This is a genomic window from Rhodanobacter umsongensis (assembly GCF_042654965.1).
Lineage (GTDB): Bacteria > Pseudomonadota > Gammaproteobacteria > Xanthomonadales > Rhodanobacteraceae > Rhodanobacter > Rhodanobacter umsongensis.
In genome coordinates this window covers 24430-42619 of record NZ_JBHSMK010000007.1, presented here as the reverse complement: position 1 = coordinate 42619, position 18190 = coordinate 24430, and the positions used below count along the sequence as shown (strand labels likewise).

16 protein-coding genes are annotated in these 18190 nt (G+C 67.9%); 10 read left to right on the top strand and 6 right to left on the bottom strand.

The genetic code is table 11. From position 1 onward, the window contains the following. Positions 1–599 (top strand): ATP-binding response regulator (locus ACFPME_RS11905; protein ID WP_377305548.1); only part of this gene is annotated, 599 nt, incomplete at its 5' end. A gap of 15 nt (positions 600–614) precedes the next feature. Here ACFPME_RS11905 and ACFPME_RS11900 read toward each other — a convergent pair. Next, positions 615–1037, bottom strand: coding sequence for a DNA polymerase III subunit chi (locus ACFPME_RS11900; protein ID WP_377305546.1), 423 nt, complete (start codon positions 1035–1037; stop codon positions 615–617). A 24-nt stretch (positions 1038–1061) separates the two neighbouring features. Further along, positions 1062–2549: a leucyl aminopeptidase gene (locus ACFPME_RS11895; protein ID WP_377305543.1), complete on the bottom strand. Its 1488-nt coding sequence runs from the start codon at positions 2547–2549 to the stop codon at positions 1062–1064. A gap of 100 nt (positions 2550–2649) precedes the next feature. On the opposite strand from ACFPME_RS11895, the gene lptF reads away from it, so the two are divergent. The 3 genes from lptF to ltaE all read left to right on the top strand — a co-directional run bounded on the left by lptF (position 2650) and on the right by ltaE (position 5971). Further along, positions 2650–3774, top strand: a complete 1125-nt coding sequence (lptF, locus tag ACFPME_RS11890; RefSeq protein ID WP_377305541.1) for an LPS export ABC transporter permease LptF — start codon at positions 2650–2652, stop codon at positions 3772–3774. After that, positions 3771–4886 (top strand): LPS export ABC transporter permease LptG, encoded by a 1116-nt coding sequence (gene lptG, locus ACFPME_RS11885; RefSeq protein ID WP_377305539.1) that lies wholly within the window; start codon positions 3771–3773, stop codon positions 4884–4886. Before lptF ends, lptG begins: the two co-directional genes overlap by 4 nt. 65 nt (positions 4887–4951) lie before the next feature. Beyond that, positions 4952–5971, top strand: coding sequence for a low-specificity L-threonine aldolase (gene ltaE, locus ACFPME_RS11880; RefSeq protein WP_377305537.1), 1020 nt, complete (start codon positions 4952–4954; stop codon positions 5969–5971). A gap of 175 nt (positions 5972–6146) precedes the next feature. On the opposite strand, the gene ACFPME_RS11875 is transcribed toward ltaE, so the two are convergent. The 3 genes from ACFPME_RS11875 to ACFPME_RS11865 all read right to left on the bottom strand — a co-directional run bounded on the left by ACFPME_RS11875 (position 6147) and on the right by ACFPME_RS11865 (position 8807). Further along, positions 6147–7400: a polyhydroxyalkanoate depolymerase gene (locus ACFPME_RS11875; protein WP_377305535.1), complete on the bottom strand. Its 1254-nt coding sequence runs from the start codon at positions 7398–7400 to the stop codon at positions 6147–6149. A gap of 88 nt (positions 7401–7488) precedes the next feature. After that, positions 7489–8256, bottom strand: coding sequence for a class I SAM-dependent methyltransferase (locus ACFPME_RS11870; RefSeq protein ID WP_377305533.1), 768 nt, complete (start codon positions 8254–8256; stop codon positions 7489–7491). Between the two features lie 47 nt (positions 8257–8303). After that, the gene (locus ACFPME_RS11865) at positions 8304–8807 is read right to left on the bottom strand and encodes an RDD family protein (RefSeq protein WP_377305531.1); all 504 of its coding nucleotides are present in this window, start codon (positions 8805–8807) and stop codon (positions 8304–8306) included. A 49-nt stretch (positions 8808–8856) separates the two neighbouring features. Here ACFPME_RS11865 and xerD point away from each other — a divergent pair, with 49 nt between their 5' ends. Beyond that, positions 8857–9774 (top strand): site-specific tyrosine recombinase XerD, encoded by a 918-nt coding sequence (gene xerD, locus ACFPME_RS11860; protein WP_377305529.1) that lies wholly within the window; start codon positions 8857–8859, stop codon positions 9772–9774. Positions 9775–9864: 90 nt separating this feature from the next. On the opposite strand, the gene ACFPME_RS11855 is transcribed toward xerD, so the two are convergent. Beyond that, positions 9865–10539 (bottom strand): Fe2+-dependent dioxygenase, encoded by a 675-nt coding sequence (locus ACFPME_RS11855; RefSeq protein ID WP_377305527.1) that lies wholly within the window; start codon positions 10537–10539, stop codon positions 9865–9867. 235 nt (positions 10540–10774) lie between these two features. Here ACFPME_RS11855 and ACFPME_RS11850 point away from each other — a divergent pair, with 235 nt between their 5' ends. The 5 genes from ACFPME_RS11850 (at position 10775) to ACFPME_RS11830 (ending at position 18189) form a co-directional block, all read left to right on the top strand. Continuing rightward, positions 10775–11548: a DsbC family protein gene (locus tag ACFPME_RS11850; RefSeq protein ID WP_377305525.1), complete on the top strand. Its 774-nt coding sequence runs from the start codon at positions 10775–10777 to the stop codon at positions 11546–11548. Positions 11549–11659: 111 nt separating this feature from the next. After that, positions 11660–15538 (top strand): phosphoribosylformylglycinamidine synthase, encoded by a 3879-nt coding sequence (purL, locus tag ACFPME_RS11845; RefSeq protein ID WP_377305523.1) that lies wholly within the window; start codon positions 11660–11662, stop codon positions 15536–15538. 62 nt (positions 15539–15600) lie between these two features. Further along, positions 15601–16317 (top strand): hypothetical protein, encoded by a 717-nt coding sequence (locus ACFPME_RS11840; protein WP_377305521.1) that lies wholly within the window; start codon positions 15601–15603, stop codon positions 16315–16317. A gap of 91 nt (positions 16318–16408) precedes the next feature. After that, positions 16409–17287, top strand: coding sequence for a glycosyltransferase family 2 protein (locus ACFPME_RS11835; RefSeq protein ID WP_377305519.1), 879 nt, complete (start codon positions 16409–16411; stop codon positions 17285–17287). Then, positions 17284–18189 (top strand): DMT family transporter, encoded by a 906-nt coding sequence (locus ACFPME_RS11830; protein WP_377305517.1) that lies wholly within the window; start codon positions 17284–17286, stop codon positions 18187–18189. The genes ACFPME_RS11835 and ACFPME_RS11830 overlap by 4 nt, the downstream gene beginning before the upstream one ends. The last annotated feature ends 1 nt before the right edge of the window (position 18190 follow it).

The window sequence follows — 18190 nt, the reverse complement described above, 5'->3', positions numbered from 1 at the left end:
AGCGCTTCGAACAGGCGGACGGTCCGCAGCGGCGCGCCGGCAGCGGGCTGGGCCTGGCGATCTGCCGCGAGCTGGTCGACATGATGGGCGGCAGCATCGAACTGGAATCGCGCGTCGCGCATGGCAGTGTCTTCCACGTGCGGTTGCCGCTCGCCGAGCCCTCGGCGGTATCGCCGCGGCCCTCGGCGGATGCGGCAGGCCGCCCCTACCGGTTGCTGCTGGTGGAGGACGACACCATCGTGGCCGCCGTGATCGGCGGCCTGCTGGAGCAGCAGGGACACGCGGTGGTGCATGTGGCCAACGGCCTGGCCGCGCTGGCCGAGCTGGCGCATGCGCGTTTCGACGCGGTGCTGCTGGATCTGGACCTGCCCGGCGTCGATGGCTTCCAGATCGCCCGGCTGATCCGCCAGCGCGAGCATGCCGGGCAGCATCTGCCGATCGTGGCGGTGACCGCGCGTTCCGGCAGCGGCGACGAACTCCATGCGCGCGAGGCCGGCATGGATGGCTACCTGCGCAAACCGCTCAGCGGCGAGCAATTGGCCAGTGCGCTGGCGCGCACCGTCGTTGCCGAGTCGCCGCCGGCCATCGCGCTGGCCTGAACGACACGCCGCTGGCTACATGTCGTTCTTGTGCAGTTCGAAACCGAGCCGCTGGTATTCGCGCCAGCGCGCGCGTGAACCGTCGCGTTCGGCTGGATCGGCGGCCACCACTTCCAGCACGCGCTGGTAACGACCGCCGGGGCAGGTCTCGCGCAAGTTGATCAGCAACGGCCGATCGGCCGTGGCGATGTCCGGCGGCACGATCAGTACGGCGGTGTCCGCATCGTCGTCGTCGCCGGCCAGTTGATGCGGAATCATCACGTCTTCGTCGAATGCCCACAGCAGTTCGTCGACGGCTTCGGCCTGGGCGTAGTCGCGGGTCAGGATCAGCGTCGGCTGCTGCGCCGCAAACGCTTTCTTCGCCAGCTCGCACACCAGCAACAGCGGTTGCTCGCGAAAGCGCGGCTTGTCGATCAGGTAGAAGTCGGCACGTGGCATGACAGGTCGGCTCCTTGGGTGCGCTCAGCCGGCACGATCCAGCAGCCACTGCGCCAGCAACGCCACCGGGCGGCCGGTGGCCAGGCCCTTGCGGCCTTCCTCCCAGGCGGTGCCGGCGATATCCAGGTGGGCCCAGCGCTGGCCGTCGGTGAAGCGCGACAAGAAGCATGCAGCGGTGATCGCACCGGCGCTCTTGCCGCCGATGTTGGCGACGTCGGCGAAGCCGGAGTCGAGCTGGGTCTGGTAGTCGTCCCACAGCGGCAGGCGCCAGGCGCGGTCGAGGGTTGCCTCACCGGCGGCGAGCAGTTCGGCGGCGAGGTCGTCGTGCTTGCTCATCAGGGCGCTGGCGTGTTTGCCCAGCGCGACCACGCAGGCACCGGTGAGCGTGGCGGCATCGACCAGCGCCTGCGGCTTGTACGTCTGCGCGGTCCAGGTCAGCGCATCGCACAGGATGAGTCGGCCTTCGGCATCGGTATTGAGCACTTCGATGGTGAGGCCGGACAGGCTGGTCAATACATCGCTGGGACGGTAGCTGTCGCCGTCGGGCATGTTCTCCACGCTGGGCACCACGCAGACCAGGTTGAGCTTCACGCCCATCTTCACCGCCGCCACGAACGCGCCGAGCACGCCGGCCGCGCCGCCCATGTCGAACTTCATCTCCTCCATGCCGGCGCCGGGTTTCAGGCTGATGCCGCCGGAGTCGAAGGTGACGCCCTTGCCAACGAACGCATACGGCTGGTCGCCGTCGTTGCCGCCCTTGTACTCGAGCGCGATCAGTCGCGGCTTGTTGACCGAGCCGCGCGCCACCGCCAGCAGCGAACCGAAGCCGAGCTTCTCCATCTCGGCATGATCGAGCACCCTGCAGCTGACCTTGTCCTGTGTGTCGGCGAACGCCTGCGCTTGCGCCGCGATGTACGCCGGGTTGCAGATGTTCGGCGGCAGGTTGGCCAGCTCGCGGGCGAAGCGCACGCCTTCGGCGATCGCCGTTGCCTGGTCGAGCCCGCCTTGGGCGTCAGCGGCGCCTGCAAACGTGAGCGCGGAGAGCTCGGGCTGCTTGCTCTTGTCGCGCGGCTTGAACGTGGCGGTGTAGCGATAGGCTGCATGATCGCTGGCCAGCGCGGCGATGCGCACGCGCCACGCGCTGTCGCGGCCGGGTACATCCACCTCGGTCAGATACGACACGGCATCGGCCACCGGCAGTCGCCCAAGCGCACGCGCGGCTTCGAGGTTGACCTTCTGGAAGCGCGCCGCATCGAACGACTTCTGGGTGCCCAGGCCCACCACCAGCACGCGTTTTGCAGCGACGCCGGCCGGTGCAAAAAGCAGCGTGCTGCTGCCGGCCTTGCCGCTGATGTCGCCACTTTCCATCTGGCGCTTGATCAGGCCGCCGGCGGCATGGTCCAGCCGCTCGGCCGCGCTGGTCAGCGCGCCGTTTTCGTAGACGCCCACCAGTACGCAGGCCGCGTCGACGGTTTCGGGAGCGGCCGTGCCGAGGCTGAACTGGAGTGTCATCGGGATGTTTCCTGCATGGGCCCGGCAGCGGCCGGACAGGCTAGACTTGCGGTTTGCCGCGCCGATCGGGCGTGGGTGGGTAAGCGGACAAGTTTATCGCATGCTGAGCATCCTCGACCGCTATTTCCTGCGCGAGCTGGCGCAGACCGTGGCCGCCACCGTGGTGGTGCTGCTGGTCATCGTGGCCGGCAGCGCGTTCGCCAAGGTGCTGCAGCAGGTCGCCAACGGCAGTTTTCCGCCCAGCGTGATGTTTCAGGTGCTGGGCCTGCGCACGCTCGATGGCCTCACCAACATGATGCCGCTGGCCAGTTTCATCGGCGTGCTGATGGGGCTGGGCCGGATGTACCGCGAGAGCGAGATGCATGTGCTGGCATCCTCGGGCATGGGGCCGCGCGGCTTGCTGCGGCCGGTGCTGATCCTCGGCGTGGTGCTGGTGACGATCACCGCGCTGGTGTCGCTGTGGCTGGGCCCGTGGGCGGTGCGCACCAGCGATGCGATGGTCGCGGCGGCGAACCGCTCGGTGATCGCGGCCGGACTGGACGCGGGGCGCTTCACCAACCTGCCGGGCAAGGGCGGCATCATTTTCGTCGACAGCCTGAGCCGCGACGGCAGCAAGCTGGGGCGGACTTTCGTCGCTACGGAAAGCGCCGACAAGGATGGCCCGCCCCGCCTGAAAGTCGTCAACGCGGCCAGCGGCGAGCTGTACCAGGAAAGCAACGGCGAAGGCCGCTTCATCGCATTCAAGGATGGCTGGCAGTACGAGATTCCGCTGGGCGCCGACAACTGGCGGCAGATGCAGTACCAGCGCAACGACACCTCGTTGTCCAGCGTGCAGGCCGACGATGACGACGATCCGGCGCACTCGAAGAGCAGCTGGACCCTGGCCCAGTCGAACGACCCGGCTGACCGCGCCGAGTTCGCCTGGCGCGCGAATGCGCCGCCGCTGACCCTGGTGCTGTTGCTGCTGGCCTTGCCGTTGTCGCGCCAGAGTCCGCGCGAACCCAGATATGGCCGCCTGTTGCTGGCCGTGGTCAGCTTCTATCTGTACTACCTGCTGCTTGCGCTCGGCCGTGCGCAGATCGGCAAGGGCCACTGGCAGAACGAGGCGCCCTTGTGGGCCTTGCACGCCGTGGTGCTCGCGCTGGCCGGCTGGATGCTGTGGAAGCAGTATTCGCCCCGCAAGGCGGCTGGACCGCGCAAGCTGCAGACGGGTGCGCCGACATGACGCTGTCTCTCGCCGGCATGTTCAACATCAAGCGGGTCGACCGGCTGGTGGCGATGAGCGTGCTCGGCTCGCTGCTGATGGTGTGGCTGGTGCTGACCGGCTTCGACGCGGTGACCCAGTTCCTGCGCCAGCTCGGCAGCGTGGGCAAGCACGGCTACACGCTGAGCAATGCGGTGGTCTATGTACTGGTGACGTTTCCACGGCGCGCCTACGAGATGTTCGGCAATGCCGCCTTGATCGGTGGCCTGCTCGGCCTGGGCGGGCTGGCCGGCACCGGCGAACTGACCGCCTTGCGTGCGGCGGGCATGTCGCGCCTGCGCATCGCGGGTTCGGCGGTCGGCGTGGTGGCGGTGCTGATCGTCGGCGTGGTGATCCTCGGCGAGACGGCGGCGCCATGGGGCGACCAGCAGGCGCAGGCGATGCAGCTGCGGATGAAATCCGGCGACCTCGGCATGGGCACCAACAGCGGGCTGTGGGCGCGCGACGGCAACACCATCATCAATGCCCGCGGCACGTCGCTGAAGCAGCACGATGGCGTGAGCAGCGTGCAGCTCAGCGACGTGCGCGTATTCACCTTCGGCAACGACGGCCAGCTCGATCGCTTCGAATGGGCCAAGACCGCCGAACACGACGGCAACCAGTGGGTCCTGCACGATGTGCGCAGCACCACGCTCGATGCGCGGGGTACGCACGCCAGCACGATCGCCAGCCAGCCGTGGCAGTCCAACCTCAACTCGCAGGTGCTGGCGCAGTCGGTGATCCAGCCCCAATACCTGTCCATGCGCGACCTGAGTCGCAACATCCGGTATCTGGAAAGCAACGGACAAAGTGCGGGCAGTTACGCGGTGGCCTTCTGGGGTCGGGCGCTGTACCCGTTGAACGTGCTGGTGCTGGTGCTGTGCGCGATGCCGTTCGCGTTCGGTGCACTGCGCTCCGGCGGCCTGGGCAAGCGCATGTTCATCGGCATGTTGCTGGCGATAGCCTGGTATTTCCTGCAGCAGGCGATGGTCAACTTCGGCACGGTCTACGGCCTGTCGCCGCTGCTCGCCAACCTGCTGCCGGCCTCGATATTGGCGCTGGCGGCGTGGCTGTATTTCCGGCGCATCGCCTGACCGCAGCGCGTCGAACGTGGCGAAGCAGCCAGGCGTCGGCAGGTTCCACAGACAGAGGATCGGTGATGCACGTGATTGATCTACGCAGCGATACGGTGACCCGGCCGACGGCCGCGATGCGCGCGGCGATGCTGGCGGCGGACGTCGGCGACGACGTCTACGGCGAAGACCCCACGGTCAATGCCTTGCAGCAGCGGCTGGCGACCGAGCTTGGTTTCGATGCGGGGCTGTTCGTGCCCAGCGGCACCCAATCGAATCTGCTGGCGTTGCTGGCGCACTGCGAACGCGGCGATGAATACCTGGTCGGCATGGACGCGCATACCTACAAGTTCGAAGGTGGCGGCGCGGCGGTGCTCGGCTCGATCCAGCCGCAACCGATCGTGCAGGCGGCCGACGGCTCACTGCCGCTGGCAAGCATCGAGGCCGCGATCAAGCCGGTCGATCCGCATTTCGCACGTACCCGCGTGCTGGCCCTGGAGAACACCTGGCACGGCCGCACGCTGCCGCTGGACTACCTGGCGGCGGCGCACGACGTGGCGCGTTCGCACGGCCTCGGCCTGCATCTGGACGGTGCGCGGCTGTTCAACGCAGCGGTAGCCTGCGCCGTGCCGGCGCGAGAGATCGCGCGGCATTTCGATACGGTGTCGATATGCCTGTCCAAGGGACTCGGGGCGCCGGTCGGCTCGGTGCTGATGGGCTCCCACACCCTGATCGACAAGGCGCGGCGCTGGCGCAAGGTCGCCGGCGGCGGCTGGCGGCAGGCCGGCATCCTCGCCGCGGCTGGCCTGCATGCGCTGGATCATCACGTGGCGCGGCTCGCCGACGATCACCGCCGGGCGGCATACCTGGCCGGCCGGCTGCGCGAAATCGCCGGTATCGACCTGCTCGGGCAGTACACCAACATGGTTTTCATCGACGTGCCCGCCGCGCGCCTGCGCGAGCTGGACGTCCATCTGCGCGCGGCGGGCATCCGTATCAGCATCGGCTATCTGCCCACGCTGCGGCTGGTCACGCATCTCGATATCGACGATGACGGCATCGAGCGCACGGTCGAGGCGTTCGCAGCGTTTTTCAGACAGGGCTGAGGCGTGCCGGCTGCTGGCGGCCGAGGTCTTGTTCGCCCACGTCCTTTCGGTTGAGGCCGAGTCACTCTCTTTGCCTTGCCTGAAGCATTAGCTCCAGGCGCAGAGCGGTCGAGCGCCTTGCCGCGACCGCTTTGCGCGCTGAAACCGACGGAACGCGCCGGGTACCCGTGGGCGATTATTTTGCGGCTTGATCAAACTTGCGGATGAAATCGCGCACTTGGGGATAAACCGTCTCGCGCCAGCGGCGGCCGCTGAAGATGCCGTAGTGGCCGGCGCCTTCGATCATGTTGTGCGCGCGCCGTTTGGCCGGGATGCCGCTGCACAAGTCGTGTGCCGCTTCGGTCTGGCCGAGGCCGGAGATGTCGTCCAGCTCGCCCTCGATGGTGAGCAGGGCGCTGCGCGTGATCGCCGCGGGATTCACCCGTTCGCCGGCGACGTCCCACAATCCGCGCGGCAGCAGGAACTGCTGGAACACCTTCTCGATGGTGTCCAGGTAGAACCTGGCCGGCATGTCCAGCACCGCGTTGTATTCGTCGTAGAACTTGCGGTGGGATTCGGCGTCGTCGAGATCGCCGCGCAACAGGTCCTGGTAGAAGTCCCAGTGCGAATTGACATGGCGGCCCGGATTCATCGCGATGAACCCGGCGTGCTGCAGGAAGCCGGGATAGACCTCGCGGCCGCGGCCGGGATAATTCGGTGGCACGGTGTGGATCACGTTGCCGCGGAACCACGACAGCGGCTGGGTGGTGGCCAGGTTGTCGACGCTGGTGGGGCTGCGCCGCGGATCGATCGGGCCACCCATCATGGTGAGACTGAGCGGCGTGTCTTCGCCGCGTGTGGCCATCAGCGAGACTGCCGCCAGCACCGGCACGGTCGGCTGGCACACCGAGATCACATGCAGCTGGCGTGCGCCGATGTGGCGGATGAATTCCTCGACGTACGCGACGTAGTCGTCCAGCCCGAACGTGCCGGCATCGATCGGCACCATGCGCGCATCGACCCAGTCGGTGATGTAGACCTTGTGATCGCGCAGCAGCGTGCGCACGGTGTCGCGCAGCAGCGTGGCATGGTGGCCCGACAACGGCGCCACCACCAGCACCACCGGATCGTTCTTCATCTTCTCGATGGTGGCCGGATCGTCGCTGAAGCGCTTGAAGCGCCTGAGCTGGCAGAACGGCTTGGCCAGCGCGATCCGCTCGATCACCGCGATCTCCTGATCGTGGGCCGTCGCGTTATGGATGCCGAACTCGGGCTTTTCGTAATCCTTGCCCAGCCGGTGGACCAGCTCGTAGCCGGCCGCCAGTCGTTGCGCGCCGGGCAGCCTGGCGAACGGGCTGCTGTTGTCGTTGAGCATGCTCGCGCTCGCCTGCGCGAAGTAGCTCAGCGGGCCGAGGAACGAGCGTTGCCATTCGTGGATCTGATAAAGCATCGGAGGGAATGCCGGGAGACGAAAGGAGCCATCTTAGCGCCTTCGCCCCGGCCGTGTTGCAACGCCGCAAAATGGCTGCGCGGCGCGATCAGCGACTTGGCATCGCGCCGGGACGAAAGCGGCAACGCAGGAGCAGCTCGTCGACATCCCGCGTATCGCCCAGGCCGTCGCGCCATCGCAACGGTTTCTGGAAGTGCAGGCCCAGCGGCATGAACACCCGGTTGTACCACCACATTGCGCGTTCGCGTTTATGGGTGAGGTACCACTGCCCGAGGTCGAGCAGCCGCGAGGATTTCGGCTGCATGCCGTATACCGCGCTCTGTTCGATCACGAAGCCGTGTTGCGCCATACGGGCAATGATCTGCGCGGGCTCGTACCGGCGGCAGTGACCGACGAAATCGTCGAACGCGGTCCACGCCGCCGGATGCAGCGGCACCGACAGCAGCACGCTGGCACCGGGTGTGGCTACGCGCGCCAGCTCGGCCAGCGCGCTGTCGTCATCGGCAACATGTTCGAGAATGTCGAGCGCGCAGATCAGCTCGAAGCTGGCGTCCGCGCAGGGCAGGGCGCCGATCATGCCGTGCACGGCATGGGCGCCGCTCGCGTGCAGGCGACGCAGGGCGGCGCGGCTGAGGTCGACGAAACAGGTGCCGTCCAGCGGCAATCGCGGACGCAAGCCGGGCGCCACTTCCAGTCGGCGCGGCGCGGCGGCGGCCAGTTCGCGCAGCAGCGGCCAGGTGTTGAAGCGCTCGGGGCCGATCAGCTTCGCCTGGGACCACAGCGATTCGTAGAAGCCGCGGTTGGTGCGGATCAGTTCGGCGTCGCTGCGGCTTTCCGCGGGGCGTGGCTGGGACATCGGCGGATTGGATCCTCTAAGCGCTGAGCAAAGTGTGAAGCGGCCGGTCAACCCAGCAGGCGGATCTCGGTATGCGCGGCAAAATCATGCAGCGCGCGACGACGCGGATCGAACAGCGCCACCGCAAACCAGCCGGCCCACACGCCCAGCAAGGTCCATAACGTGGGCCTCATACCGAGTACCGGCTCCAGCATCAACAGCACCAGCGGCGCTGCCGCGACCAGCGCGCGAATCAGCGCCTGCTGCATGGACGGCGTACCACCGTCTTCGCGGGTGACCCGGATGTGCCAGGGGCGCATGCCCACCGTCTGCCCGCCGCGTCGCCACGAACTGACGAAGTACGCCATCACCACCAGCGCCTGCAGCAGCTGGTACCAAACCGGCACGACCGTCTTGCCTGCGGTGTGGATCAGCTGACCGCCGGTGGCCAGCTGGCACAGCAGGCCCACCACCATCACGATCGCCACCACGATCAGCAGGTCATAGACCAGCGCCAGCAGGCGGCGCCACAACGGGGACGGGAGATCGGTGGTGGCGAGGGTCGCGGGCATCGGTAGTCGTCGCTTGCGTAGTGCGCGCGCAATGCCCAGCATCGTGCGCATGGAAAAGGAAGAAAAGCGCGACAGTATCGCCGAAGCCGACCGGCTGAGCATAAGCGGCTTTCTGGAACGGGTGTGGTCGGAGGACGGCCTGGCCGATCGCACGCTGGATGCGTATCGCCGCGATCTCGAGGCACTGGCGGCGTGGCTGGCCGGTCGCAGCCGAACCCTGCACAGCGCGCAGCGCGAGGACATCTCCGCGTATCACGGCGCACGGTCGGTGGCGGTGCGTTCGATGGCGCGGCGGCAGTCGGCGTTTCGTCGCTACTACGCTTTCCTCGCGCGCGCCGAGCCGGGCTTTGCCGATCCGACCCTGCTGATCGAACGCCCCAGGACGCCGCGCAGCCTGCCCAAGGCGCTGGCCGAACGCGAGATCGAAAGCCTGCTCCATGTGCCCGACATCACCACGACCCTGGGCCTGCGCGATCGCGCCATGCTGGAACTGATGTACGCCAGCGGGTTGCGCGTGTCCGAGCTGGTCGAGCTGCCGCTGGCCGCGCTGAACACCCGCCAGGGCGTGCTGCGCATCACCGGCAAGGGCGGCAAGGACCGCCTGGTGCCCGTCGGCGAGGAAGCTCTGGCGCGCATCGGTGCGTACATGGTCGAGGCGCGGCCGGCGCTGGCGAAAGGCCGCCAGCCGACGGCGCTTTTCCTCAGCAAGCGCGGCGAAGGCATGAGCCGGCAGATGTTCTGGACCCTGGTGAAACGCTATGCGCTGAAGGTCGGCATCAATCCGAAACGCATCTCGCCGCACGTGCTGCGTCACTCCTTCGCCACCCATCTGCTCAACCACGGCGCCGACCTGCGCGCCCTGCAGATGCTGCTTGGCCACAGCTCGCTCAGCACCACCCAGATCTACACGCTGGTGGCGAAGGAAGGCCTGAAGCGGCTGCATGCGCAGCATCACCCTCGCGGCTAGGGAACATCCTGGCGGACAATCGCCACTGCCGCCCGCGCCCGGTGCAACTACAAGGCATCTGTCGCCGCGACCCGCCGGCGACGGTCCGGCCTATACGTCGGCCCACATGCGCAGCAGGTTCGCATGCGACCTGCTGATGGCATCGAACGTGGCGCCTTTGCCTTCGCTGGCGAAGATCTGCCGTTTGGCGTTGTCCAGGTCCCACAGCAGTTCGCGCCTGCTGGCATCGCGCACCTGGCTCTGCACCCAGATCACGGCGGCATGGCGGGCACCCCGCGTGACAGGAGTGACCTGGTGCAGGGAGTTGGCCGGGTAGGCAACGGCCGATCCGGCCTCCAGTTTGAATCCGCACTCCATGCCATTGGCATTTACGACCAGCTCACCGCCGTCATAGGTTTTCGGGTCGGACAGGAATACGGTGATCGCGATGTCGCTGCGCACCGAATTGCCCAGGCCGCCCATGACGGCGGCATCGACATGCAGGCCATATGTCATGCCTATGTCATAACGATTGAATAGCGGCTGCGTCACCGCGAATGGCAGGATCGCCGCCTGCAATTTTGCATTGCGGAGAAAAGCGGCGCGCACGACATCCTGCAGCTTCGTCAGGCTTTCGGTGTTCATGGCGACCTGCAGGTTCTTCTTGACGTCGCGTGCGGACCAGCCGGCCGTGCTGGCGCCATCGACGAATGAAGCGACATGGAGTTCGTTGTGGATGGCGCCGAGTTCTTCGGCGGTCAGGACATGGGGAGCGCAAATGATCAAGATGGGTCCGCCTGTCGGATCGAGCTGTGGGTGTGCCGGCTGGCGGGGGCTGGGTGAACCGTTTCCGCCGTCCGGGATCGGGGAAATCTACCATTGAACCGAGGCGCGGTTCACGTCCGTGGCCGGCGGCCGCGGCACTCGCCTTTCACGGTGCCGCAGAGCGTTCAGCCGCCTGTGCGAGAATGTGGTCCTGCGCCCGCAGCGTGCGCGCGGATCGATTCCTGACGAGGTTGGCATGTTGAAGAAGCTGTTGCTGGCGTTGTGCATTGGTGGCCTTTCGTCCGGCGCGGTTGCCGCCCAAGCCGGTGCCGCGCCCGTCGCCGGCGCCACGGTCACCCCGGCCGCCGAGCAGATGGTGCGGCAGGCGGTCAAGGGACTGGCGGCAGATATCCAGATCGATTCGATCGAGGCGGCGCCGATACCGGGCTTTTATCAGGTCATCGCGGCGGGCCAGATGATCTATGTCAGCACCGATGGCAAGTACCTGATGCATGGGGACGTCATCGACCTGAGTCGGCACCAGAACGTCAGCGATGCGGCCTGGAGCCGCTTCCGCAAGGAGGAGTTGGCCAAGGTGCCGGCGTCCCAGCGCATCGTGTTCGCGCCGCCGCATCCGAAATACACCATCAGCGTGTTCACCGACGTCAACTGCGGTTTCTGCCGCGCGCTGCACCAGCACGTTGCGGCGTTCAACAAGGAAGGCATTGCGGTGGAATACCTGGCTTGGCCGCGCGAGGGCCTGACCACCACCTCCGGACGGCCCACGCCGACCTATACCGAGATGGTGTCGGTTTGGTGCGCCAGCGACCGCAAGGCCGCATTCACCGCGGCGAAGGAAGGCCATGCGCCGGCGCCGGCGACGTGCGCCAATCCGGTCAAGGACCAGTTCAACCTGGGCGTGAAGCTGGGCGTCACCGGCACGCCGATGATCATCGGGCCGGACGGCAGCACGCTCGGCGGCTACGTCACCCCGGAACAGCTGCTGCGGGCGCTGCAGAAGGGCGGCTGAGGTTTCATCAGGCCCGGAACGGCGGTGCGGGGCGGGTTCGGGCTGGCGGTCATGCCGTATTGCAGCATCGGCTAGAATAGGCGTTTCCTTCGCATAGCAGCCCTTCCCCGCATGATCGCACTCGACGGGCAGAGCGCCCTCTCGCCGTTTCGTCTCGAACGTCTGAATGCCCGCCTCGATGCCCTGCATCGCGGTGTGCGGGTGCAGGCGTCGTGGTTCGTCTACTTCATCGACACCGACGTGGCGCCCAGTGGCGTGCCGCGTCAGCGTCTGCTGGCTGTCCTGGAAGCGAAAGATGCCGTTCCCGAACCGGCGACGTTGTGGGTGGTGCCGCGGCTCGGCACGATTTCGCCGTGGTCGAGCAAGGCCACCGACATCCTGCATGGTGCCGGTTTCGGCGTACCCGGCTCCGACATCCGCAGGGTGGAACGCGGACTGGCCTGGCTGGTGGCTGGCCTGCCGCCGGCCGAGGCGCCGGACCACGCGGCCATCATGGCGGTACTGCACGACGCGATGACGCAGTCGGTGCTGACACGCATCGAAGACGCGCAAGGGCTGTTCCTGGCCGGATCGCCGGGCGACCTGATGCATGTCGCGCTCGGAGCCGATCCGCAGGCGGCCCTGGCCGCGGCGAATGCACGGCTGGGCCTGGCGTTGGCCGACGACGAGATCGAATACCTGGCCGCGCGTTATGCCGAACTGGGCCGTGACCCGAGCGATGCCGAACTCTTCATGTTCGCCCAGGCGAACTCGGAGCATTGCCGGCACAAGGTGTTCAACGCCAGCTGGACCGTCGACGGCGCGGAGCAGGACAAGACCCTGTTCGGCATGATCAAGCACACCCATCAGCATTCGCCCGCGCATACGCTGTCCGCCTATTCGGACAACGCGGCGGTGATCGAGGGCAGCGTCGGCAAGCGCTTCTTCGCCGATCCGGTCGATGGCGTATGGCGCGGCCACGAGGAGCGCATCGACTTCGCGATCAAGGTGGAGACGCACAACCATCCCACCGCGATCGCGCCATGGCCGGGTGCGGCCACCGGTGCCGGCGGCGAGATCCGCGACGAGGGCGCCACCGGCCGCGGCGGCAAGCCGAAGGCCGGGCTCACCGGCTTCTCGGTGTCCGACCTGCGCATTCCCGGCCATCCGCAACCGTGGGAAGTGGAACGTCCGCTGCCGCCGCGCATGGCCAGCGCGTTCGAGATCATGCGCGATGGGCCGCTCGGCGCCGCCGCGTTCAACAACGAATTCGGCCGGCCGTGCCTGGGCGGCTATTTCCGCAGCTACGAGCATGAGACCGGCGAAGCCGGCCTGCGCCGTGGCTACGACAAGCCGATCATGCTGGCCGGCGGCCTCGCCAACCTGCGCGCCGGCCACGTGTTGAAACGCAAGGTGCAGCCGGGCAACAAGGTGATCGTGCTGGGTGGCCCGGCGATGCTGATCGGGCTCGGCGGCGGCGCGGCCTCGTCGGTGGCCGGCGGCGCATCCAGTGCCGAGCTCGACTTCGCCTCGGTGCAGCGCGACAACGCCGAGATGGAACGGCGCTGCCAGGAAGTGATCGACGCCTGCTGCGCACGCGGCGAGAACAACCCGATCGTCAGCGTGCACGACGTTGGCGCCGGCGGCCTGTCCAACGCGATCCCCGAACTGCTCAACGATGCCGGCGTGGGCGGCGTGATCGACCTGTCGAAGATCCCGTGCGACGACCCCTCGCTGTCGCCGATGCAGGTGTGGAGCAACGAATCGCAGGAGCGCTACGTGCTGGCGATCGGCCCGGAAAGCCTGGCCGAGTTCCAGGCGCTGTGCGTGCGCGAACGCTGTCCCTGTGCCGTGGTCGGCGATGCCACGGTCGAGCGCCAGTTGGTGCTGGCCGATCCACGCCGCGATCTGACCGTGATCGACCTGCCGATGGACGTGCTGTTCGGCAAGCCGCCGCGGATGCATCGCGACGCGAAGCGGATCAAGCCGCGCATCGACCTGGTGCCCGACCTCACCGGCATCGGCATGGACGAGGCGTTGCTGCGCGTGCTGCGCCTGCCCACGGTGGGCAGCAAGAGCTTCCTGATCACCATCGGCGACCGCACCGTCGGCGGCCTCAATCATCGCGACCCGATGGTCGGCCCGTGGCAGGTGCCGGTGGCCGACTGCGCGGTGACCATGGCGGACTTCGACGGCTACGCCGGCGAGGCGATGGCGATGGCCGAGCGTGCGCCGGTGGCGCTGCTCAACAGCGCCGACGCGGCTCGGCTGGCAGTCGGCGAGGCAATCACCAATCTCGCCGCGGCACCGATCGCCAACCTCGGCGAAATCCGTCTGTCGGCGAACTGGATGGCCGCGGTCAACCATCCCGGCGAAGACGCCGCGCTGTTCGATGCGGTCAAGGCGATCGGCATGGAGCTGTGCCCGCAACTGGACATCTCGATCCCGGTCGGCAAGGACTCGCTGTCGATGCAGACCGAGTGGCACGACGGCGAGACGCCGCAGCGCACGGTGTCGCCCGTATCGCTGGTGATCACCGGCTTTGCCCGCGTCGGCGACGTGCGCCGCACGCTCACGCCGCAGCTCAAGCTCGATCGCGGGACCTCGATGCTGTGGCTGGTCGACCTCGGCGCCGGGCGCGACCGCCTGGGTGGCTCCGCCTTGACCCAGGTGTTCAACCGCACCGGCGGCGTGCCGCCGGATCTGGAAGATGCGAAGCGGCTGAAGGCGCTGTTCGATCTGATCCAGGAGGCGAACGCGGGCGGCTTGCTGCTGGCCTATCACGACCGCTCCGACGGCGGCGTCATCACCACCTTGCTGGAGATGGCGTTCGCCGGCCATTGTGGGCTGGAAATCCATCTGGACGGCTGGGCCGAGGCGACGCTGCGCGCGCTGTTCAACGAGGAGCTCGGTGCGGTGGTGCAGGTGGCCGAGGCGAACCGCGAGGCGTTCGAGGCGCTGCTGGTCAAGTACGGCCTGGCCGGCATCACCTATCGCATCGGCCGGCCGAAGGAGAAGCTCGGCATCAAGCTGTTCCTGGGCGACGACACCTTGTTCAAGTGGAACTGGACCACGTTGTTCAAGGCGTGGAACGAAACCAGCTACGCGATGCAGCGCCTGCGTGACAACCCGCTCACCGCCGACGCCGAGTCGGAGTGGCGGCTGGACGACGCCGACCCCGGCATCACGCCGAAGCTCACGTTCGATCCGGCGCAGGATGTCGCCGCGCCGTTCATCGGCAAAGGCGAACGCCCGCGCATCGCGGTCCTGCGCGAGCAGGGCGTCAACGGCCAGGTCGAGATGTCGGCTGCGTTCACCCGCGCCGGTTTCGATGCGGTGGACGTGCACATGTCCGATCTCGCCAGCGGGCGGATCCGGCTGGCGGACTTCCGCGGCTTCGCGGCCTGCGGCGGTTTTTCCTACGGCGACGTGCTCGGTGCCGGCCGCGGCTGGGCCACCTCGATCCTGTACAACGACTATCTGCGCGCCGAGTTCAGCGCGTTCTTCGCCGACCCGACGAAGTTCGCGCTGGGCGTGTGCAACGGTTGCCAGATGCTGGCGCAGCTGAAGGAGATCATCCCCGGCGCGCAGCACTGGCCGAAGTTCCTGCGCAACGCATCGGAGCAGTACGAGTCGCGGCTGGTCACGCTGGAGATCCTCGATTCGCCGAGCCTGTTCTTCAAGGGCATGGCCGGCTCGCGGATTCCGGTGGCGGTGGCGCACGGCGAAGGCCGGGTCAGTTTTCCGCAGGTGTGCAGCCCGTCCAAGTCCAACGGCGCGGTGCGTTTCGTCGACAACCGCGGCAAGCCGACGGAGAACTTCCCGCTGAACACCAACGGCTCGCCCGGTGGTCTGGCCGGTTTCACCGCCGCCGACGGGCGCGTGACGATCATGATGCCGCACCCCGAGCGCGTGTTCCGCAGCGTGCAGCTGAGCTGGCATCCGGAACAGTGGGGTGAGGATTCGCCGTGGATGCGCATGTTCCGCAACGCGCGCGTGTGGTGCGGCTGATCGTACCCCGCGTGATGCGCGGCTGAGTCGTGGCTGCCGCGCGCTGGCCTGCGTGGAAGACCATGCTGCCGGGGCTGGCCTGGCTCGCGCTGCTGGCGCTGTTGCCATGGTGGCTGGGCCTGCCACTGCTGCTGGCGCTGGCCGCGGTTGTCTCGCTGCTGCAGCACCGGTTCGCCGACGAGCACGTCGTGCTGATCCGGAGGGCGATGCGCTGGGGTTTGCCCGGCGTGCTCTTTGCCTCGCAGCGGACCCTGGGTGGCGATGCGTTCGCCTGGGGCGCGGCCTTGTTGGGCGCCCTGGCCGGTTACACCCTGCTCGCAGGGCTCGAAGCGTGGCTCGATCGGGATCTGCGCCGCGCACCGCCGGCACCGGACGCGGCCGAATGGCCCGAGCTGGCGCGGGCGCCGATCGGTCCCGCCGCGGAAATCATCGAGCTGCAGGCGCCGGTGTGGCGGCGGGCGGAAGACGGCTTGATCGATCCCTCCGGCGGCCGCGTGGACTTTCGCGCAGGCAGTCACTTCTTTGCCGATGGCAGCAGGATCGACGGCGTCGCTCCGCAGGCCGCGTTCAGTCCGGCCGGGCGCTGGTTCGCCGCGCGCCTGGCGGGCGACCGCGGCATTGTCTTGTGGGATCGCGAGAGCAACCAGCGGCATCGCCTGCGCGGCTGGCAATTGAGCGGCTGGTATCGCGAGCAGCCGTGGTTGAGCCGTCGCGAGGACGACATGCCGCAGGTCCTGTCGGCGGTGCTGGGCGACCGCAACGAAGACGCCCTGCGATGACCGCATGCCGGTCACCGCGCGACGGCTTTGCCCATCTCGGCGAAGCGCGGTTTTCCGGCCGGGCATCTCCGCGCATACTGGCGCGATGGCCATGACCGACTCCAACCAATCACCGTTCCCGCTGGCCCTCAGCGTGATCGTGGTCTCCGCCGACAGCGGGATCGCGCTGCGCGAATGCGTGGATTCGGTGCTGCGCAGCCACGTGTCGCTGGAACTGATCCTGATCGACAACGCCTCGCGCGACGGCATGCCCGCGGCGATCGAGCGGGCACACGCGAACGATGCCCGGCTGCGGGTGATCTACTACCATCGCAACCTGGGTTTCGGCCCGGCGGTGAATCTCGCCGCCGGGCAGGCGCGCGGCCAGGCGCTGCTGGTGCTCAACCCCGATTGCGTGTTGCGCGGCGACGACCTGCCCCGCCTGCTGGCCCTGCTTGCCAGCAGGCCGAAGGCCGGCCTGATCGGAGTGGCGGTCGCCGATGCGCAGGGTGTCGTCGACCCCGCTTCCTGGCGGCGCGATCCGCTGCTGCAGCGCTCGATCAACAGCCTGCTCGACCGCCCCGGCGAGAGGATCAACGTCGACCAACCGATTCCTGCCGAGGTCATCGAGGTGGAGGCGGTATCCGGCGCGCTGATGTTGCTGCCTCATGCGGTGTTCCAGCGGCTCGGCGGTTTCGACGAGGGCTATTTCCTGCATTGCGAGGATCTCGACCTGTGTCGGCGCGTGCGCGATCTGGGATATCAGGTGCTGCTGGCCGGCGATATCCGCGTCCACCACGGCAAGGGTGGATCGAGCCGGCATCGTCCGGTGTTCGTCAGCCGCTACAAGCATCGGGGGATGTGGCGCTGGTTTCGCCAGCACGATCCGGCCGCGCGCAACCCGCTGGTCGCCGGCGCGGTCTGGCTGGGCATCTGGTCGCATTTCCTGTTGTGCGTGCCAGGCCAGCTGTGGCGGCTGCTGCGTCGATGACGGCGTCGCGACGGATCGGCGCGCTGGCAACGCTCGGCCTGCTTGCGATGACCGCGGTATGGGGCTCGACCTTCGTGCTGATCAAGGACGTGGTCGGGCGCATGCCGGTGGCGGATTTCCTCGCCGTGCGTTTCGTCATCGCCGCGCTGGTGATGTTGCTGCTGTTCGCCCGGCCGGTGCTGCGGCTCGGCCGGCGGCAGACCGCGCGCGGCCTGCTGCTCGGCGCGGTGTACGGCGCCGGCCAGTTGCTGCAGACCTGGGGGTTGTCGCTGATCGCGCCCAGCGTCAGCGGTTTCGCCACCGGCATGTATGTAGTGTTCACGCCGATCCTGGCGATGCTGCTGTTGCGCCAGCGCATGGCCGGCGTGGTCTGGCTGGCGGTGCTGCTGTCCACCGCCGGGCTGGCGCTGCTGTCGCTCAACGGCGTCTCGGTGGACCTCGGCGTGTGGCTGACGCTGGCGTCGGCAGTGCTGTATGCGCTGCACATCGTCGGGCTCGGCCAGTGGTCGCGCCAGGGCGAAGCGTTCGGCATGTCGGCGGTGCAGATGGTGGCGATCGCCGCAGTCTGCCTGCTTGCCACCGCGCCGCGCGGACCGCTGCTGCCGCCCGACCCCGGCGCATGGTTTGCCGTGCTGTACATGGCCCTGGTCGCTGGCGCCGGCGCGATGCTGATGCAGACCTGGGCGCAGTCGCATCTGCCGGCGACCCGCGCCGCGATCGTGATGACCACCGAGCCGGTGTTCGCCGCCGCCTTCGCGGTGGCGCTGGGCAGCGACGTGCTGAGCTGGCGCATGCTGCTCGGCGGCGGGCTGATCCTGGCTGCGATGTACCTGGTTGAGCTGATGCCGCGGCGCGGTGTTGCCGGCGAGCTGCCCAGCGAGGCCGTGCATCACGAGGTGTGAG

Excerpts from the sequence above, each read along its gene's own strand:
- lptG (WP_377305539.1), top strand. The coding sequence starts at position 3,771 with ATGACGCTGTCTCTCGCCGGCATGTTCAACATCAAGCGGGTCGACCGG.
- ACFPME_RS11900 (WP_377305546.1), bottom strand. The coding sequence starts at position 1,037 with ATGCCACGTGCCGACTTCTACCTGATCGACAAGCCGCGCTTTCGCGAG.
- xerD (WP_377305529.1), top strand. The coding sequence starts at position 8,857 with ATGGAAAAGGAAGAAAAGCGCGACAGTATCGCCGAAGCCGACCGGCTG.
- ACFPME_RS11870 (WP_377305533.1), bottom strand. The coding sequence starts at position 8,256 with ATGTCCCAGCCACGCCCCGCGGAAAGCCGCAGCGACGCCGAACTGATC.
- lptF (WP_377305541.1), top strand. The coding sequence starts at position 2,650 with ATGCTGAGCATCCTCGACCGCTATTTCCTGCGCGAGCTGGCGCAGACC.
- ACFPME_RS11840 (WP_377305521.1), top strand. The coding sequence starts at position 15,601 with ATGCTGCCGGGGCTGGCCTGGCTCGCGCTGCTGGCGCTGTTGCCATGG.
- ACFPME_RS11835 (WP_377305519.1), top strand. The coding sequence starts at position 16,409 with ATGACCGACTCCAACCAATCACCGTTCCCGCTGGCCCTCAGCGTGATC.
- ACFPME_RS11895 (WP_377305543.1), bottom strand. The coding sequence starts at position 2,549 with ATGACACTCCAGTTCAGCCTCGGCACGGCCGCTCCCGAAACCGTCGAC.
- ACFPME_RS11865 (WP_377305531.1), bottom strand. The coding sequence starts at position 8,807 with ATGCCCGCGACCCTCGCCACCACCGATCTCCCGTCCCCGTTGTGGCGC.
- ACFPME_RS11875 (WP_377305535.1), bottom strand. The coding sequence starts at position 7,400 with ATGCTTTATCAGATCCACGAATGGCAACGCTCGTTCCTCGGCCCGCTG.
- purL (WP_377305523.1), top strand. The coding sequence starts at position 11,660 with ATGATCGCACTCGACGGGCAGAGCGCCCTCTCGCCGTTTCGTCTCGAA.
- ACFPME_RS11850 (WP_377305525.1), top strand. The coding sequence starts at position 10,775 with ATGTTGAAGAAGCTGTTGCTGGCGTTGTGCATTGGTGGCCTTTCGTCC.
- ACFPME_RS11830 (WP_377305517.1), top strand. The coding sequence starts at position 17,284 with ATGACGGCGTCGCGACGGATCGGCGCGCTGGCAACGCTCGGCCTGCTT.
- ltaE (WP_377305537.1), top strand. The coding sequence starts at position 4,952 with ATGCACGTGATTGATCTACGCAGCGATACGGTGACCCGGCCGACGGCC.